We start from the raw sequence: 17,146 nt of genomic DNA on the forward strand, positions 1-17,146 counted from the left end.
GCATCAACAGGGCACGGTCGCACGACGGTCGCATACGGATGCCTTATGGGCATGAAGTGGTCGAAGAAGGCTTGTGGGCGACTCGAGGAGCTGTCCCGGAACGGCCGGGACCGGCACCGGACCCGTCACAGCGCCGCCCGGATCGCCCCCTCGATCTCCGGGAAGGCGAAGCGGAAGCCCGACTCCAGCAGCCGCGTCGGCAGCACCCGGGCGCTGCCGAGCACGTCCCCGGCCATCTCGCCGAGCACGCTCCGCAGGACGGGCGCGGGCACGGCGAACAGCGTGGGGCGGTGCAGCACGCGTCCCATCGCCGCGGTGATCTCACGGTTGGTCAGGGGATTCGGGGCGGTGAGGTTGAACGGCCCGGACAGACCGTCCGTCTCGATGAGGTGCCGGATCGCGGCGACCTCGTCGTGCAGCGCGATGAACGACCAGTACTGCCGCCCGTCGCCCATCCGCCCGCCGAGCCCCGCCTGGAACAGCGGGAACAGCCGCCCCCACGCACCGCCCTCGCGGGACACGACCAGGCCGGTCCGCGTGAACACCGTGCGCACACCGGCCTCCTGGGCCGGTGCCGCGGCGCCCTCCCACTCCACGCACAGCGAGGGCAGGAAGCCCTCACCCGCCGGCGCGCTCTCGTCGACGGTCCGGTCCCCGGTCTCGCCGTAGTAGCCCATGGCGCTGCCGTTGACGAAGACCCGCGGCCGGTCCTTCTCGTCCAGCGCGGCGACGGCCTCGGCGAGCGCCGCCGTGCCGTTCACCCGGCTGTCGCGGATCCGCCGCTTGTAGGCGTCCGTCCAGCGGCGGTCGCCGACCCCGGCCCCCGCCAGGTTCACCACGCCGTGGCACCCGGCGAGCCCGGCAGCGTCCACACGCCCGCCCTCCGGGTCCCAACGGACCTCGTCCGCCGCCCGGGGCTCATGGCGCACCAGGCGCACCACCTCCCGCCCGTCCGCGGTCAGGGACCGCACCAGAGCGCTGCCGATCAGACCGGAGGCGCCGGTCACCGCGATGCGTCGCATGGCTCAATCTTGCCGGTCGCGTACGTAAAAGCCCCGTCGGGAACCGCCATCGCCGACGTAACGTGACCGCCATGCCGACTCCGCACATACGACCCGCACGGCTCGACGACGAGGAGGCGCTCGGGCTGCTCGACCGCGCCGTCTGGTCGCATCTGCACGCCGTCCAGCCCCGCCCCGAGCAGCCGTACGAGCCCTTCTTCTCCGAGCGGGACCCGGCGCAGGACTGTCTTGTCGCCGAGCTCGACGGGGTCCTGGCCGGCTATCTCCGGCTGGGGACCGCGACGTCGCTCGCCTGCAACGCCCATGTGCGCATGATCCGAGGGCTCGCCGTCGCGGAGGAGGCGCGCGGTCACGGCGTCGCCCGGACGCTGCTGCGGGCGGCGGGGGAGGAGGCGCGACGGCAGGGGGCGCGGCGCATCACCCTGCGCGTCCTCGCGCACAACACGGCGGCCCGCAAGCTCTACGAGTCCGAGGGGTTCGTGGTGGAGGGGATCCTGCCGGAGGAGTTCTTCCTCGACGGCGCGTATGTCGACGACGTCTTCATGGGGCGCTCCCTGCCGGCCGTCTGACCGGGCGTCATGACGCGGCGAGATCCCCCGTGTCCACCGGAGCCGTCGCGTCCGCCGCCTGCCGCGCGTCCGAGGCGACCTCGGCCGCCGTCAGGACGTAGCCGGTCTCGGCGTCCGAGGTGGAGCGGGCGAAGACCACGCCGTAGACCCGGCCGTCGGTGGTCAGGAGAGGGCCGCCGGAGTTGCCGGGGCGGACGGTGGAGCGGATCGAGTAGATCTCGCGGGTGACCGTCCCGTCGTTGTAGATGTTCTGGCCCGTCGCCCGCACCCGGTTCGCGACCGTCGCCCCCTGGAGATTCAGGTCGCCGTCCTGCGGATAGCCCGCGACGACCGCCGAGTCGCCGCGCTTCGCCGCGTCGTCGAACCGCAGCACCGGGGCCTTGAGACCCGGCACGTACAGCACGGCCACGTCCTTCTGCGAGTCGAAGAGCACCACCCGCGCCTCGTACGTCCGTCCCACCCCGCCGATCTGCACGGTCGGCTCGTCGATGCCGGCCACCACATGGGCGTTGGTCATCACGTGCTCCCGGGAGTACACGAACCCGCTGCCCTCGCGGCCCTGGGTGCCGGCGACGCCCTCGACCTTCACCGTGCTCCGCTTGGCGGCGTTGGTGGCGGCCGCCGTGACGCTGTCACCGGAGGGCGCGGCGACCTCGGCGGTCGACTCGTTCTCGAACGGGTTGAAGACCTGCGGGAAACCCGCCTGGGTCAGCGCGGACGTCGCCCCCGAGAACCAGTCCGGCGTGGTGTCCGGCATCGTCCGCTGCACGGCGTCGAGCAACCGCGAGTCCCGGATCGCCGAGGTGACCACCGGCGAGGAGGACACGCCCAGGACGCTCGCGGCCACCCACGCCACGATCAGCACGGCGACGGCGTTGGCCACGGCCCCGCCGACCCCGTCCGCCACCCGGAGCGGCCCTCTGTCCAGCTCCCGCCGCAGCCGCAGCGCGAGGCGCCCCGCCAGCTCGTGCCCCACCACCGCCGGGAGCAGCACCGTGAACACCGCTGTCAGCGTCGCTTCCGTCGTCCCCGGCGTCACCAGGTCCATCACCCACGGCAGGACCCACACGCCGATGACCGCGCCGCCCACGAAGCCCGCCAGAGACACACAGCCGGCCACCAGCCCGCGCCGGTACCCGGACGCCGCATAGGCCAGGACGACCAGCAACAGCAGGATGTCGAGCAGGTCCACGCACGCCGCCTTTCATTCGGAACCCCTTAGTACGTGGGGGGAGGGCCCGGTGATCAGTCACACGCGCGTGGATGATCAGAACCGGCCACGCGTCCGTGCACCCGGAAAAACGTCGCGGACCGTGACGATGGTTCCACCGGGTGGCACATCACACATCGCGGACGGACCGGTTCGGGTCGACAGTGAGCACATGCGTGTCTTCCGAAGACGGCAGGGTGCGCGCAGGCACCGCGCAGCCAGGACACCCGGCATAACCGGGCTGCCGCGCGCCGCCCGGGTGGGTCTCGGCTGCCTGCCGGGCCTCTCCGCCGCCGTCGCGCTGGTGCTGTGCGCCTACGGCGTCGAGAACGCCGCCGAGACCACCCCCCGGCCGGCCGCGGCCCGCCCCACCGCCAAGCCCTACACCGCCCCCCGGCCGCACATCGTGCTCAGATCGCACTGGCTGGGCGACGCCGCCCGCAAGCAGCCGCGCCCCCGCTACGACGACCGGGTCGCCGCCGTGTTCGTCCACCACACCGACTCGCCCAACGGCTACGACTGCGCCGACGCGCCCCGCATCATCCGGGACCTGTACACCGGCCAGACCGGCTCCCGCGACTGGGACGACATCGGCTACAACTTCGTCGTCGACCGCTGCGGCACCATCTACGAGGGCCGCGCCGGCGGCGTCGAGCGTGCCGTCACCGGCGCCCACACCCAGGGCTTCAACCACGGCACCACGGGCATCGCCGCGCTCGGCACCTTCACCGCGGGCATGCCCGTACCGCGGGCCATGATCCACGCCATCGCCGCGCTGTCCGCCTGGAAACTGGGTCTGGTCGGCACCGACCCGCGGGCGAGCGTCCGCCTGGTCTCCAGCAACGGCCTGAGCCGGTACGCGGCCGGCACCACCGCGAAACTGCCCGCCCTCGCGGGCCACAACGACGGCTACATGACCAGCTGCCCAGGCGCCGCCCTGCACGCTCGCCTGCCGGAGATCAGACAGCTGGCGGCCCGTCTGCAGCACCGGCCCAAGGACCCACAGCAGGGCCACAGCCGGCGCGCGGTGTCCTCAGATCCCGGCTCCCTACGGTCACCCTCACAGGCAGCCGACCGGAGGTGGGGACGATGAACTACGGCCGTACGAAGAGCCCGCACACCTGGAGCGCGGCCACGCGCGGCCCGCGCGGCCCCTGGGCGGTGCTCCGCGCGGTCGTAACCGTCGTCCTGGGCCCGGCGGCGGCCACCGCGTCCGCCCTCGACCAGGCCAACGCGGCCCCGCTGCACCACGCGGTGAAGAGCGACACCCGGAGCCTGGCGGTCAGCCCCTGAAGCGCTCCCACAGACGGGGATAGCGCTCGGCGAGAAGCCGCTCGTTCTCGAAGTCGAGCGACGTCCCCTCCGGTTCCGGGGGCGCGGGCGGGATCTCCAGATCCGGGGCGACCACGCCGGTGAGCTGCTCGTAGGCCTCGTCCGCCGCGTAGCCGAGTTCCTCGCCGTCGCCGTCGATCTCCTCGTCGAACTCGTCCAGCAGCTCGGCGAGCGAGTCCGGGTCGTGCACGGCGCCCTCGAAGACATGGCGGCCCTGGCCGATCAGCCAGCAGCGGAAGAAGTCGAAGGCGTCGTCGCTCGCCCCGTCGAGCATCACCCAGGCGGCGCCCCACAGGTCCCACTGGTAGGCGCGGTTGTAGCGCGACTCGAAGTGACGGGCGAAGTCCAGGACCGAGTCCGGGTCCAGTTGCGAGAGCCGCTCCACGAGCAGGTCGGCCTGTTCCTCCGGGTCGCCTTCGGCGGCCTCGCGAGAGTCGTCCACCAGCTCCCAGAACTCCGTCTCGTCCATCACGGGTCAAGCATCGGCCCTGGGGCACACGGGCGCACCCGGAGTGCGCGGGATCGTTATGCGCCGTCCCGGGGGTGGTGCCCGGGGTGGTACAGCCCGGCCAGCCGCAGTGCGTCCCCCGCGAACCGCTCGCGCAGGCCCTCGGGCGCCAGCACCTCCACCTCCGCGCCGAGCGCCGTCAGCTGGGTGTGGGCGACCTCCTCGGACTCCACCGGCAGAGCCACCGTCACCCATCCCTCGGTGTCCGGATCGTCCGCGTCCGCCAGGGCCTCCCTCGCGGACAGCGAGTCGAGGGCGTAGGGCAGCGCGCGCACGCCGTCGGGGGAGAGCCGCACCACCACCCGCGCCCGCAGGATGGACCGGGCGAACTGCTCCGCCCGCTCCTCCCAGAAGGCGGGCAGCTCGAACTCCGGCTCCCGCTCGAAGCGCTCCTCGCCCGGGTCCACCGCCGTGAACCGGTCGATCCGGTACACCCGGAAGGACCCGCCCCCGGCCACCCGCGCGCACAGGTACCAGACGCCCGCCTTCAGCACGAGCCCGTACGGCTCCAGCTCCCGGACGACCTCGTCCTCCCCGCGCCGGTAGCGTGCGACGATCCGCCGGTCGTCCCACACCGCGTCGGCGACGGCCGGCAGCAGCGTGGGCGTCTTCGGCTCCTTGAACCAGTTCGGCGCGTCCAGGTGGAACCGCTGCGCCGCCGTCTTCGAGGCGTCCCGCAGGGACGGCAGCAGGGCCGCGGACACCTTCAGCTGTGCGGCCGAGGCAGCGTCCTCCAGGCCCATCTCGCGCAGCGCCCCGGGCACCCCGGACAGGAACAGCGCCTCCGCCTCGCCGCGGTGCAGCCCGGTCAGGCGCGTCCGGTACCCGCCGACCAGCCGGTATCCGCCGGCCCGGCCCCGGTCCGCGTACACCGGAACGCCCGCCTCCGACAGCGCCTGGGCGTCCCGTGTCACCGTCCGCTCCGACACCTCCAGCTCACGGGCGAGCTCGGCGGCCGTCATGGCGGGCCGGGACTGCAGGATCAGCACCATCTTGATGAGCCGGGCAGCACGCATGGGCACATCATGCAGCAGGCCCCCGCCACGGCGGGGGCCTGCTGATCACCGGCTGCTGATCACCGGTGGCTGATCACCGGTTCTTACAGACCGTACTTGGCGCGCGCTTCCTTCACGGCCGTCGCCTTGACCTCGCCGCGCTTGGCGAGCTGGGCCAGGGCCGCGACGACGATGGACTCGGCGTCCACGCCGAAGTGGCGGCGGGCCGCCTCACGGGTGTCCGAGAGGCCGAAGCCGTCGGCGCCCAGCGAGGACCAGTCCTGCTCGACCCACTGCGCGATCTGGTCCGGGACCTGGCGCATGTAGTCGGAGACCGCCAGCACCGGGCCCTCGGCGCCCTGGAGCGCCTGCCGCACGAACGGCACCCGCTCCTCGCCGCGCAGCAGCGCCTCGTCCGCCTCCAGCGCGTCCCGGCGCAGCTCGCCCCAGGACGTCGCCGACCACACGTCGGCCGCCACGCCCCACTCCTCGGCGAGCAGCTGCTGCGCCTTCAGCGCCCAGTGGATCGCCGTACCGGAGCCGAGCAGCTGGATCCGCGGGGCGTTGGCCGGGGGCGTGATGCCCGCCGACTCCGCCGTGTTGAAGCGGTACAGGCCCTTGACGATGCCCTCGTCGACCCCGTCCACGGACGGCTTCGCCGGCTGCGGCATCGGCTCGTTGTAGACGGTCAGGTAGTAGAAGACGTTCTGGTCCTCGCCCGGGGCCGCCTCGCCGTACATGCGGCGCAGACCGTCCTTGACGATGGCCGCGACCTCGTAGGCGAACGCCGGGTCGTACGACAGGGCCGCCGGGTTGGTCGCCGCGATGACGGGGGAGTGGCCGTCGGCGTGCTGGAGGCCCTCACCGGTCAGGGTGGTGCGGCCGGCCGTGGCGCCGACGAGGAAGCCGCGGCCGAGCTGGTCGCCGAGCTGCCACATCTGGTCGGCCGTGCGCTGCCAGCCGAACATCGAGTAGAAGATGTAGAACGGGATCATCGTCTCGCCGTGCGTCGCGTACGACGTCGAAGCGGCGATGAAGTCGGCCATCGAACCGGCCTCGGTGATCCCCTCGTTGAGGATCTGGCCGTTCTTGGCCTCCTTGTAGTACATCAGCTGGTCGCGGTCGACCGGCTCGTACGTCTGGCCCTTGGGCGAGTAGATGCCGAGCGACGGGAAGAGGCTCTCCATGCCGAAGGTGCGCGCCTCGTCCGGGACGATCGGCACCCAGCGCTTGCCCGTCTCCTTGTCGCGGACCAGGTCCTTGACCAGGCGGACGAACGCCATCGTCGTCGCCACGTTCTGCGAGCCGGAGCCCTTGTCGAAGGACGCGAACGCCTTCTCCGCCGGGGCGGGCAGCGGGGCGACCGGGTGCACGCGACGGGCCGGGGCCGGACCACCGAGGGCGGCGCGGCGCTCCTGGAGGTAGCGGACCTCGGGGGAGTCGGCGCCCGGGTGGCCGTAGGGCACCACGCCGTCGGTGAAGTCGCTGTCCTTGATCGGCAGCTCGAGCAGGTCGCGCATGTTCTTGAACTCGTCCACCGTCAGCTTCTTCATCTGGTGGTTGGCGTTCTTCGACGCGAAGCCCTCGCCGAGGGTGTGGCCCTTGACCGTCTGGGCCAGGATCACGGTCGGCGCGCCCTTGTGCTCGACGGCCGCACGGTAGGCGGCGTACACCTTGCGCGCCTCGTGACCACCGCGCGACAGGTGGAAACACTCGAGGATCTTGTCGTCGCTCAGCAGCTTCGCCAGCTCCACGAGCGCCGGGTCGGCGCCGAAGAAGTCCTGGCGGATGTAGGCCGCGTCGCGCGTCTGGTACGTCTGGATCTGCGCGTCCGGTACCTGACGCAGGCGGCGTACGAGCGCGCCGGTGGTGTCGAGCTGGAACAGCTCGTCCCAGGCCGTGCCCCACAGCGTCTTGATCACGTTCCAGCCGGCGCCGCGGAACTGGGCCTCCAGCTCCTGCACGATCTTGAAGTTGGCGCGGACCGGGCCGTCGAGGCGCTGCAGGTTGCAGTTGATGACGAACGTGAGGTTGTCCAGCTCCTCACGCGCGGCGAGCGCGAGGGCCGCCGTCGACTCGGGCTCGTCCATCTCGCCGTCGCCGAGGAACGCCCACACGTGCGAACCGGCGGTGTCCTTGATGCCGCGGTTGGTGAGGTAGCGGTTGAAGCGCGCCTGGTAGATGGCCGACAGCGGGCCGAGGCCCATCGAGACCGTCGGGAACTCCCACAGCCAGGGCAGGCGGCGCGGGTGCGGGTAGGACGGCAGGCCGTCGCCGCCCGCCTCGCGGCGGAAGTTGTCGAGCTGGGCCTCGTTCAGGCGGCCGTCGAGGAAGGCGCGGGCGTAGATGCCGGGGGAGGCGTGGCCCTGGATGTAGAGCTGGTCGCCGGAGCCGTCGGCCTCTTTGCCTTTGAAGAAGTGGTTGAAGCCGGTCTCGTAGAGCCAGGCCGCGGAGGCGAAGGTGGCGATGTGGCCACCGACGCCGTACTTGCTGCCTCGGGTCACCATCGCGGCCGCGTTCCAGCGGTTCCACGCGGTGATCCGCTGCTCCATCGCCTCGTCACCGGGCACGCCGGGCTCGGCGGCGGTGGGGATGGAGTTGACGTAGTCGGTCTCGAGGAGCTTGGGCAGCGCGATGCCGGCGCCCTCGGCACGCTCCAGCGTGCGCCGCATCAGATATGCGGCACGGTGCGGCCCGGCCGCCTCGGTCACCGCGTCCAGGGAGGCCTGCCATTCGGCGGTCTCCTCCGGGTCCCGGTCCGGGAGCTGGTCGAGCTCGCTCGGCTGGATGGCGTTGGGGTCGGTCATGTCGCCGCCTTCCTCAGTCGAAGGGGGTTCCCTCATCGGTAAGGGTTCGGGGGTGCCCTTTTGTCTTTGGCAGGACAGGGCGCGGGGCTTGGGTGGAAGCCCGTCGGCGACTGTAACCCTCTGATCGATGATCGATCAAAGGGTTGAGGCGTAAAACCTCTTGATCACGAGAAAGTAGGCACGCGGTGCCTCCAGCGGTGGCACGCGGTGACGGTGTTTCTGGTGGTTTCCGCAGGTCGGAGGCTTTTGAGCAGGGGTGCGCTCGGGTGTCACGCCCGGGGCGCGCAGCCCAGGACATGGGCCTTCACGAGTTCGGCGATCCGGGGGTCGCGGCGCTTGAAGGCGGCGACCAGCTCCTCGTGCTCCTCCGCGTACGACTGCTGCTGGGTGCCCAGCCAGCGGATCGACAGGGCCGTGAACACCTCGATGCCGAGGCCTTCCCAGGTGTGCAGCAGGACGGAGTTGCCCGCCGCACGGACCAGTTCGCGGTGGAAGGCGACGGTGTGACGGACCTGGGCCGTGCCGTCCGACCTGCGGTCGGCCTCGTACAGGGCGTTGACGTGGGGTTCCAGCGCCGAGCAGTCCTCCGCCAGGCCCTGGGCCGCCAACTCCGCCGCGATGGCCTCCAGGCCGGCCCGGACCGGGTAGCTCTCCTCCAGGTCGGCGGCGGTCAGGTTCCGTACGCGCACGCCCTTGTTCGGAGCGGACTCGATCAGGCGCAGGGATTCCAGTTCGCGCAGGGCCTCGCGGACCGGGGTCTGGCTGACCTCCAGCTCCGTGGCGATCCGGCGCTCGACGATCCGCTCGCCCGGCTGCCAGCGTCCGCTGATGATCCCCTCCAGGATGTGCTCGCGGATCTGCTCGCGCAGCGAGTGGATGACGGGCGCGGTCATGTGGGCTCCTTAGGCGGGATTGACGTTTAGACAATACGGCCGGTTCGCTCCGCGGGTGGGGTGGCTGGGGGCGCTTTGGTGCAGGTGAGACGAGACTTACACGGGGGGTGTGGGGTTGTCGTTTTGGCTGACGGTTGTGTGTGGTTGCTCGCGCAGTTCCCCGCGCCCCCGAGATGCGCAGTTCCCCGCGCCCCCGAGATGCGCAGTTCCCCGCGCCCCCAAAGCAAAAGGCCGGTGCCCCCGCCCGGAGAATTCCGGACGGGGGCACCGTTCAGCCGTGAAGGACGGTCAGAGGCCGAGCTCGACCTCGAACTCGCCGGCCTCCAGGATGGCCTTGACCGCCGTCAGGTAACGGGCCGCGTCGGCGCCGTCCACCAGGCGGTGGTCGTAGGACAGGGTCAGGTACGTCATGTCGCGGACGCCGATGACCGTGCCCTCCTCCGTCTCGATGACGGCGGGGCGCTTGACCGTGGCGCCGATGCCGAGGATGGCGACCTGGCCCGGCGGCACGATGATCGTGTCGAAGAGCGCGCCGCGCGAACCGGTGTTGCTGATGGTGAAGGTCGCGCCGGACAGCTCGTCCGGAGTGATCTTGTTGGCACGGACCTTGCCCGCGAGCTCCGCCGTGGCCTTGGCGATACCGGCGAGGTTGAGGTCACCGGCGTTCTTGATGACCGGGGTCATCAGGCCCTTCTCGGAGTCCACCGCGATACCGACGTTCTCGGTGTCGAAGTAGGTGATGGTCCCCTCGGCCTCGTTGATCTTGGCGTTGATGGGCGCGTGCGCCTTCAGCGCCTGGGCCGCCGCCTTGACGAAGAACGGCATCGGGGAGAGCTTCACGCCCTCGCGGGCCGCGAAGGAGTCCTTGGCCCGGGCGCGCAGCTTCATCAGGCGGGTGACGTCGACCTCGACGACCGAGGACAGCTGGGCCTGCTCCTGCAGGGCCTTGACCATGTTGTCGCCGATGACCTTGCGGATCCGCGGCATCTTGATGGTCTGGCCGCGCAGCGGCGACGCCTCCAGCACCGGGGCCTTCTTCGCAGCCGACGGAGCGGCCGCGGCCGGAGCCGGGGCAGCGGCGGCGGCCTTCGCGGCCTCGGCGGCGGCGATGACGTCCTGCTTGCGGATACGGCCGCCGACGCCGGTGCCCTTGACGGTGGACAGGTCGACGCCGTTCTCGGCGGCGAGCTTGCGCACCAGCGGGGTGACGTAGGCGCCGTCGTCGGCCGGCTGGGCGGCGGCCGGAGCGGCCGGGGCCTGGGCCGGAGCCGGGGCGGGCGCCGGAGCGGCCGGGACCGGGTCGGGAGCCGGGGTGGTCTGCTGCTGCGGGGCCGGAGCCGAGGGCGCCTGCGGGGCGGGAGCCGGAGCGGCCGGAGCCTCGGCCGCGGGGGCGGCCGGGGCGGGGGCCTCGGCGGCCGGAGCCGGGGCGGCGGGAGCCGGAGCAGCGGACGGAGCCGCGCCCGCGACGCCGATGACGGCGAGCTTGGCGCCCACCTCGGCGGTCTCGTCCTCGCCGACCACGATCTCCAGCAGGGTGCCCGCGGTGGGCGCCGGGATCTCGGTGTCGACCTTGTCGGTGGAGACCTCGAGCAGCGGCTCGTCGGCCTCGACGCTGTCACCGACCGACTTCAGCCAGCGGGTGACGGTGCCCTCGGTGACGGACTCGCCGAGCGCGGGCAGGACGACGTCCGTGCCCTCGGCGGAGCCGCCGCCGGCGGCGGCGTCGGCGGTGGGAGCGGGCGCCGGGGCGGCCTGCTCGGTGGACGGGGCGGCCGGGGCCGGCTCGGGAGCGGGCTCGGCGACCTGCTCGGCCTCCGGGGCCGGGGCGGCGGCGGGCGCGCCGCTGCCGTCGTCGATCAGGGCCAGCTCGGCGCCGACCTCGACCGTCTCGTCCTCGGCGACCTTGATGGAGGCCAGGACACCGGCTGCGGGCGAGGGGATCTCGGTGTCGACCTTGTCGGTCGAGACCTCGAGCAACGGCTCGTCGGCCTCGACGCGCTCACCCTCGGCCTTCAGCCAGCGGGTGACAGTGCCCTCGGTGACGCTCTCGCCGAGCGCCGGAAGGGTTACGGAAACCGCCATGGTTTCGGTTGCTCCTTACGGAAAGTGCGGAAGTCTGTGTCGTCGCTTCTCGACCGAGGGGGTCAGTCGTGCGAGTGGAGGGGCTTGCCGGCCAGGGCCAGGTGGGCCTCGCCGAGCGCCTCGTTCTGCGTCGGGTGGGCGTGGACGAGCTGCGCGACCTCGGCCGGCAGCGCCTCCCAGTTGTAGATCAGCTGGGCTTCGCCGACCTGCTCGCCCATGCGGTCGCCGACCATGTGGACGCCGACCACGGCACCGTCCTTGACCTGGACGAGCTTGATCTCGCCCGTGGTGTTCAGGATCTTGCTCTTGCCGTTGCCCGCGAGGTTGTACTTCAGAGCGACGACCTTGTCCGCGCCGTAGATCTCCTTGGCCTTGGCCTCGGTGATACCGACGGAGGCGACCTCCGGGTGGCAGTACGTCACCCGCGGGACACCGTCGTAGTCGATCGGAACGGTCTTCAGACCGGCCAGACGCTCCGCCACCAGGATGCCCTCGGCGAAGCCGACGTGCGCGAGCTGGAGGGTCGGGACCAGGTCACCGACGGCGGAGATGGTCGGGACGTTGGTGCGCATGTACTCGTCGACCAGCACGTAGCCGCGGTCCATGGCGACGCCCTGCTCCTCGTAGCCGAGACCGGCGGAGACCGGGCCGCGGCCGACGGCGACCAGCAGGACCTCGGCCTCGAACTCCTTGCCGTCGGCGAGGGTGACCTTGACACCGTCCTGGGTGTACTCGGCCTTCTCGAAGAACGTGCCCAGGTTGAACTTGATGCCGCGCTTGCGGAAGGCGCGCTCGAGCAGCTTGGAGGAGTTCTCGTCCTCGACCGGGACGAGGTGCTTCAGGCCCTCGATGACCGTGATGTCCGCACCGAAGGACTTCCAGGCGGAGGCGAACTCGACGCCGATGACACCGCCGCCGAGGACGATGGCCGACTTCGGCACACGGTCCAGGACGAGGGCGTGGTCGGAGGAGATGATGCGGTTGCCGTCGATCTCCAGGCCGGGCAGCGACTTCGGCACGGAGCCGGTCGCGAGGAGGATGTGGCGGCCCTGGACACGCTGGCCGTTCACATCGACGGAGGTGGGGGAGGACAGCTTGCCCTCGCCCTCGATGTACGTCACCTTGCGGGAGGCGACGAGGCCCTGCAGACCCTTGTACAGGCCGGAGACCACGCCGTCCTTGTACTTGTGGACGCCGGCGATGTCGATGCCCTCGAAGCTGGCCTTCACACCGAACTGCTCGCTCTCGCGGGCCTGGTCGGCGATCTCGCCCGCGTGCAGCAGAGCCTTGGTGGGGATGCATCCCCGGTGCAGGCAGGTGCCGCCGACCTTGTCCTTCTCGATCAGGGCGACGTCCAGGCCCAGCTGCGCCCCGCGCAGGGCCGCGGCGTAACCACCGCTGCCACCGCCGAGGATCACTAGGTCGAAAACGGTGCTGGCGTCGTTCGCCACGTCACGTCCTCCATGCATGTGCGCCGTACGCCGGTCTTCACTGACCGGCAGGCGGCTGGTGTCCGGCCGCTCGTTCTTCGGCCCTTCGGTGGGGCCCTGTCCTGCCGAGCCCCATCTTCGCACTTGTCGACACACAAAGAGACGCCGGGCTGCTGTGTGAGACGCCCCACGTTCATATGAGCCGCCCCGGGGACGTCGCCTTCAGGGCCCCGGGGCTGTGTTCGATCTGCGGCTCCGCCGCGTGGGCGCGAGGGCAACAGACCCAAGGGGCGCGGGGAACTGCGCGACCAGCCCCCACGCCCCCGCACTCGCCACACAACGGACGAGACCGAACTCTCAGGCGAAGGTCAGCCCAGATCCCCGGCGGCCGTCAGCTCGGCGATCCGCACCAGCGTCCGCACAGCCGTCCCCGTGCCACCCTTCGGCGTGTACCCGAAAGGCCCGCCCTCATTGAACGCCGGCCCCGCGATGTCGAGGTGCGCCCAGGTGATCCCCTCGCCCACGAACTCGCGCAGGAACAGACCGGCGACCAGCCCGCCGCCCATCCGCTCGCCCATGTTCGCGAGGTCGGCCGTGGGCGAGTCCATGCCCTTGCGCAGATGCTCCGGCAGCGGCATCGGCCACGCCGGCTCGCCGACCTCCTCCGCCGCCTCGTGCAGCGCCGAACGGAAGGCGTCGTCGTTGCCCATGATCCCGAACGTCCGGTTGCCCAGCGCCAGCACCATCGCCCCGGTCAGCGTCGCGACGTCCACGATCGCGTCCGGCTTCTCCTGGGAGGCCGCCCACAGCGCGTCGGCCAGCACCAGGCGGCCCTCGGCGTCGGTGTTGAGCACCTCGACCGTCTTGCCGCTGTACATCCGCAGCACGTCACCCGGACGGGTCGCGGAACCGGAGGGCATGTTCTCGGCCAGGGCGAGCCAGCCGGTGACGTTGACCTCCAGGCCCAGCCGGGCGGCGGCGACGACCGCGGCGAACACGGTGGCCGCGCCGCTCATGTCGCACTTCATCGTCTCGTTGTGACCGGCCGGCTTCAGCGAGATGCCGCCCGAGTCGTAGGTGATGCCCTTGCCGACGAAGGCGAGGTGCTTCTTCGCCTTGGAGGAGGTGTACGACAGCTTCACCAGGCGCGGTCCCGCCGCCGAGCCGGCACCGACGCCGAGGATGCCGCCGTAGCCGCCCTTCTCCAGGGCCTTCACATCGAGCACCTGCACCTTGATGCCGTGCTCCTTGGCCGCGGCCTGCGCGACGGCGGCGAACGCCTCGGGGTTCAGGTCGTTCGGCGGGGTGTTGATCAGGTCGCGGGCGCGGTTGAGCTCCTCGGACACGGCGGCGGCACGCTCGATCGCCGCCTTGTACGCCTTGTCGCGGGGCTTGCCGCCGAGCAGGGCGACCTCGGCGAGGGGGGCCTTGCCGTTCTTCGCCTTGGGGTCCTTGCCGTTGTCCTTGTAGGCGTCGAAGGAGTACGCGCCGAGCAGCGCGCCCTCGCCGATCGCGCCGGCGTCGGCGGCGTCCGTCAGGGGCAGCGCGAACGCGGCCTTCTTGGTCCCGGCCAGGGCACGCGCGGCGACGCCGGCGGCCTTGCGCAGGGACTCGGTGTCGTAGTCGGCGTCCTTCTCCGGCACCGCACCCAGGCCCACCGCCAGTACGAGCGGTGCCTTGAAGCCGGACGGTGCCGGCAGCTTCGTCATCTCGCCCTCGGCACCGGAGGCGCCGAGAGTCTCCAGGACGCCGGCGAGCTTGCCGTCGTACGCCTTGTCCACGGCCTCGGCGCCCGGTGCGACGACCGGCCCCTTGGCACCCTTGGCGACACCGATCACGATCGCGTCGGCCCGCAGACCGGGCGCCGCGGCGGTGCTGAGAGTGAGAGCAGTCACGGTGGTGAAATCTCGCTTCCGATGTGAAGTTGCGATGGTCGAACGGTGTGGGTCGACCGGGCCCGAGCCGACCCTATTCCGACCTCAGGGCCTGGCGATCACGGGGCCTTCCCCGGTACGGCGAACACTCGACGACGAGACTACGCGCGTGGTCGCGTTCGCTCATTACTGCGGGTGTTCACCTGCCGGTCGCGTAGTAGCCATTTCTTGATCCTTCATGGCGGTGAACTCGGTCACACTCCCTCGGATCCGGTGAGAGTCCCGCTCGCCGCTTTGCATGATTTTCACTGATCCTCCTCTGTTCGGCCTCTGTTCGACCGCAAGGGGAGTTCTGGGATCTTCTGGGGGAGGAACCATGGCGCAGCGTGCGCGCAGGTGGAGAAACACGGCCGCCGCGATGACGGCGGCAGGCATCATCACGGCCGGGGCGGTGGCGCCCGGGGCGGCGGCCGCGGAGGAGCCGCGCATCGATCTGAAGGTGCTCGTGGTGGACAACGGCGACAGCCCCGTCAAGGCCGTCACCGCCCAGCTCAGGAGCACGGGCGTCCCGTACACCACCGTCGACCTCAACGACTCCGGCCGCCCGAAGATCACCGAGGCGTTCCTGAGCGACACGGTGAACGGCAGGCCCCGCGCCAAGTACCAGGGTGTCGTCCTGCCGAACGAGGCCCCGTTCGGCGCGGGCTCCGCCGAGCAGACCGCCCTGGAGGCGTACGAGCGGACGTACGGCATCCCGCAGGTCGACGCCTACACCTGGGCCCACCCGGAGGTCGGCCTCGACTACACCAGCGAGGGCGGCTGGGCCGGCCCCCTCGACGGACGCGAGGCATCCGTCACCGCGGCCGGGAAGGCAGGCCGGTTCGCCTACCTCGAGGGCGCGTTCCGGTTCGAGGACAACGCGCCGGGCGTGCAGGAGAGTTACGGCTACGCGGCCCGGCCCCGCGCCGGCTTCACCAGCTACGTCGACATCGCCGTGCCCGGCGGCACCGGCCGCGGCAGTCTCGTCGGCGAGTACGCCCATGACGGCCGCCGCGAACTCGTCGTGACCTTCGCGTACAACGGCAACCAGCAGCAGTTCCGGCTGCTGGCCCGGGGCATCGTCGAGTGGCTCACCCAGGGCGTGCACCTGGGGCAGACCCGTAACTCCTTCGCGGTGCACATCGACGACGTGTTCGCCCCGGACAGCCGCTGGGACACCGAACGCGACTGCACCCCGGGCGACTTCGACTGCGCGGGCGGTGACGGCGAGGGCACCACGCCGATCCGCATGACCGCGGACGACGCCGCCTACGCCGCCCAGTGGCAGCGCGAGCACGGCTTCACGATGGACATGGTCTACAACGCCGGCTCCGGCGAGGAGTGGAAGGCCGAGCACGGCGGCACCGACGCCCTCACCGACCGGCTGCTCGCCGACAAGGCGCAGTACCGCTGGGTCAACCACACCTACACGCACCCGTTCCTGGGCTGCGTCCAGGACACCTCGAGCGTGCCGTGGAGCTGCGCGAAGAACGCCGACGGCTCGACCAAGTACATGAGCCGCGCCGAGATCGCCGCGCAGATCCGCGACAACCACAACTGGGCCGTGAGCAAGGGCCTCCCGGTCGACCGCGCCGAGCTGGTCACTGGTGAGCACTCGGGCCTGAAGACGCTGCCCCAGCAGCCGAACGACAACCCCAACCTGTCCGGCGCGCTCGCCGACACCGGCGTCAAGTGGATCGCCTCGGACAACTCCCGCGAGCCCGGTCAGCGGGCGATCGGCAACGCGCTGACCGTCCCGCGCCACCCGATGAACGTGTACTACAACGTGGGCACGGCGGCCGAGATGGCCGACGAGTACAACTGGATCTACACCTCGCGCGCCGACGGCGGCAGCGGCGTCTGCGAGGACAACCCCACCTCGACCTGTCTGGACGAGCCGCTCGACACCACCACCGGCTACGCCGAGCACATCGTCCCGCAGGAGGCACGCACCGCCCTCGGACACGCCCTCGCGGGCGACCCCCGGCCCCACTACGCACACCAGTCCAACCTGGCCGAGGACCGGCTGCTCTACCCGGTCATGGAGAAGGTGCTCGCCGACCACCGGGCGCTCTTCGCCGACAACACCCCGCTGGAGAACCCCCGGCACAGCGCCATCGGCACCGAGGTGCAGCGCCGCGCCGCCTGGCAGACCGCCCTGGCGAACGGACGGGTGACGGCGTACCGCATCGGAACCACCGTCACCGTCACCGCGCCGTCCGGCACGCAGATCCCGGTGACCGCCCCGGAGGGAACCAAGAAGCAACTCCTGCTGGGCACCAGCGCCTTCGGTACCCCGTACGCGGGAGCCCGCTCGGCCTGGACGACCCCGGCGGCACTCCAGTCCGCTCTCACGCTGAAGCTGCCCTCTTAGGGGCGCGGGGC

General features: G+C 71.4%; 13 protein-coding genes. 4 read left to right on the forward strand and 9 right to left on the reverse strand.

From position 1 onward, the window contains the following. Positions 1 to 125: 125 nt before the first annotated feature. Positions 126 to 1,022: a TIGR01777 family oxidoreductase gene (locus OG542_RS29445; RefSeq protein ID WP_328414718.1), complete on the reverse strand. Its 897-nt coding sequence runs from the start codon at positions 1,020 to 1,022 to the stop codon at positions 126 to 128. 71 nt (positions 1,023 to 1,093) lie between these two features. On the opposite strand from OG542_RS29445, the gene OG542_RS29450 reads away from it, so the two are divergent. Next, positions 1,094 to 1,591: a GNAT family N-acetyltransferase gene (locus OG542_RS29450; RefSeq protein WP_328414720.1), complete on the forward strand. Its 498-nt coding sequence runs from the start codon at positions 1,094 to 1,096 to the stop codon at positions 1,589 to 1,591. Positions 1,592 to 1,598: 7 nt separating this feature from the next. On the opposite strand, the gene OG542_RS29455 is transcribed toward OG542_RS29450, so the two are convergent. After that, on the reverse strand, positions 1,599 to 2,783 hold the full coding sequence (locus tag OG542_RS29455; protein ID WP_311125284.1) for a MarP family serine protease: 1,185 nt from the start codon (positions 2,781 to 2,783) through the stop codon (positions 1,599 to 1,601). Between the two features lie 190 nt (positions 2,784 to 2,973). Here OG542_RS29455 and OG542_RS29460 point away from each other — a divergent pair, with 190 nt between their 5' ends. Both OG542_RS29460 and OG542_RS29465 read left to right on the forward strand, forming a co-directional pair. Next, a complete protein-coding gene (locus OG542_RS29460; protein ID WP_328414723.1) occupies positions 2,974 to 3,894 on the forward strand; it encodes a peptidoglycan recognition protein family protein in 921 nt (306 codons plus the stop codon). After that, entirely contained in the window at positions 3,891 to 4,094 is a 204-nt protein-coding gene (locus OG542_RS29465) for a hypothetical protein (protein ID WP_311125282.1), read from the forward strand. The genes OG542_RS29460 and OG542_RS29465 overlap by 4 nt, the downstream gene beginning before the upstream one ends. On the opposite strand, the gene OG542_RS29470 is transcribed toward OG542_RS29465, so the two are convergent. The 7 genes from OG542_RS29470 to OG542_RS29500 form a co-directional block, all read right to left on the reverse strand. Next, positions 4,084 to 4,605 (reverse strand): DUF4240 domain-containing protein, encoded by a 522-nt coding sequence (locus OG542_RS29470; protein ID WP_311125281.1) that lies wholly within the window; start codon positions 4,603 to 4,605, stop codon positions 4,084 to 4,086. The genes OG542_RS29465 and OG542_RS29470 overlap by 11 nt on opposite strands. 53 nt (positions 4,606 to 4,658) lie before the next feature. Beyond that, positions 4,659 to 5,657 carry a helix-turn-helix transcriptional regulator gene (locus OG542_RS29475; protein ID WP_328414726.1) on the reverse strand — a complete coding sequence of 333 codons (999 nt, stop codon included), beginning with the start codon at positions 5,655 to 5,657 and terminating at the stop codon, positions 4,659 to 4,661. 83 nt (positions 5,658 to 5,740) lie between these two features. Next, positions 5,741 to 8,443: a pyruvate dehydrogenase (acetyl-transferring), homodimeric type gene (gene aceE / locus OG542_RS29480; protein ID WP_311125279.1), complete on the reverse strand. Its 2,703-nt coding sequence runs from the start codon at positions 8,441 to 8,443 to the stop codon at positions 5,741 to 5,743. Positions 8,444 to 8,712: 269 nt separating this feature from the next. Beyond that, on the reverse strand, positions 8,713 to 9,336 hold the full coding sequence (locus OG542_RS29485) for a GntR family transcriptional regulator (protein ID WP_184596340.1): 624 nt from the start codon (positions 9,334 to 9,336) through the stop codon (positions 8,713 to 8,715). Between the two features lie 288 nt (positions 9,337 to 9,624). Then, a complete protein-coding gene (sucB, locus tag OG542_RS29490; RefSeq protein WP_328414729.1) occupies positions 9,625 to 11,418 on the reverse strand; it encodes a 2-oxoglutarate dehydrogenase, E2 component, dihydrolipoamide succinyltransferase in 1,794 nt (597 codons plus the stop codon). A 62-nt stretch (positions 11,419 to 11,480) separates the two neighbouring features. Further along, complete coding sequence (gene lpdA, locus OG542_RS29495) at positions 11,481 to 12,869, reverse strand: dihydrolipoyl dehydrogenase (RefSeq protein ID WP_311125277.1); 1,389 nt, start codon at positions 12,867 to 12,869, stop codon at positions 11,481 to 11,483. A 347-nt stretch (positions 12,870 to 13,216) separates the two neighbouring features. After that, positions 13,217 to 14,743, reverse strand: coding sequence for a leucyl aminopeptidase (locus OG542_RS29500; RefSeq protein ID WP_328414731.1), 1,527 nt, complete (start codon positions 14,741 to 14,743; stop codon positions 13,217 to 13,219). A 355-nt stretch (positions 14,744 to 15,098) separates the two neighbouring features. On the opposite strand from OG542_RS29500, the gene OG542_RS29505 reads away from it, so the two are divergent. Beyond that, on the forward strand, positions 15,099 to 17,135 hold the full coding sequence (locus tag OG542_RS29505; protein ID WP_328414733.1) for a hypothetical protein: 2,037 nt from the start codon (positions 15,099 to 15,101) through the stop codon (positions 17,133 to 17,135). Positions 17,136 to 17,146 lie beyond the last annotated feature (11 nt).

This window comes from Streptomyces violaceus (assembly GCF_036014075.1).
GTDB classification, from domain to species: Bacteria; Actinomycetota; Actinomycetes; order Streptomycetales; family Streptomycetaceae; genus Streptomyces; species Streptomyces violaceus.

What these genes read in the sequence shown, in the direction of transcription:
- OG542_RS29445 (WP_328414718.1), bottom strand. Translation starts at nt 1,022, where the DNA reads ATGCGACGCATCGCGGTGACCGGCGCCTCCGGTCTGATCGGCAGCGCT.
- OG542_RS29475 (WP_328414726.1), bottom strand. Translation starts at nt 5,657, where the DNA reads ATGCGTGCTGCCCGGCTCATCAAGATGGTGCTGATCCTGCAGTCCCGG.
- OG542_RS29450 (WP_328414720.1), top strand. Translation starts at nt 1,094, where the DNA reads ATGCCGACTCCGCACATACGACCCGCACGGCTCGACGACGAGGAGGCG.
- sucB (WP_328414729.1), bottom strand. Translation starts at nt 11,418, where the DNA reads ATGGCGGTTTCCGTAACCCTTCCGGCGCTCGGCGAGAGCGTCACCGAG.
- OG542_RS29460 (WP_328414723.1), top strand. Translation starts at nt 2,974, where the DNA reads ATGCGTGTCTTCCGAAGACGGCAGGGTGCGCGCAGGCACCGCGCAGCC.
- OG542_RS29485 (WP_184596340.1), bottom strand. Translation starts at nt 9,336, where the DNA reads ATGACCGCGCCCGTCATCCACTCGCTGCGCGAGCAGATCCGCGAGCAC.
- aceE (WP_311125279.1), bottom strand. Translation starts at nt 8,443, where the DNA reads ATGACCGACCCCAACGCCATCCAGCCGAGCGAGCTCGACCAGCTCCCG.
- OG542_RS29505 (WP_328414733.1), top strand. Translation starts at nt 15,099, where the DNA reads ATGGCGCAGCGTGCGCGCAGGTGGAGAAACACGGCCGCCGCGATGACG.
- OG542_RS29465 (WP_311125282.1), top strand. Translation starts at nt 3,891, where the DNA reads ATGAACTACGGCCGTACGAAGAGCCCGCACACCTGGAGCGCGGCCACG.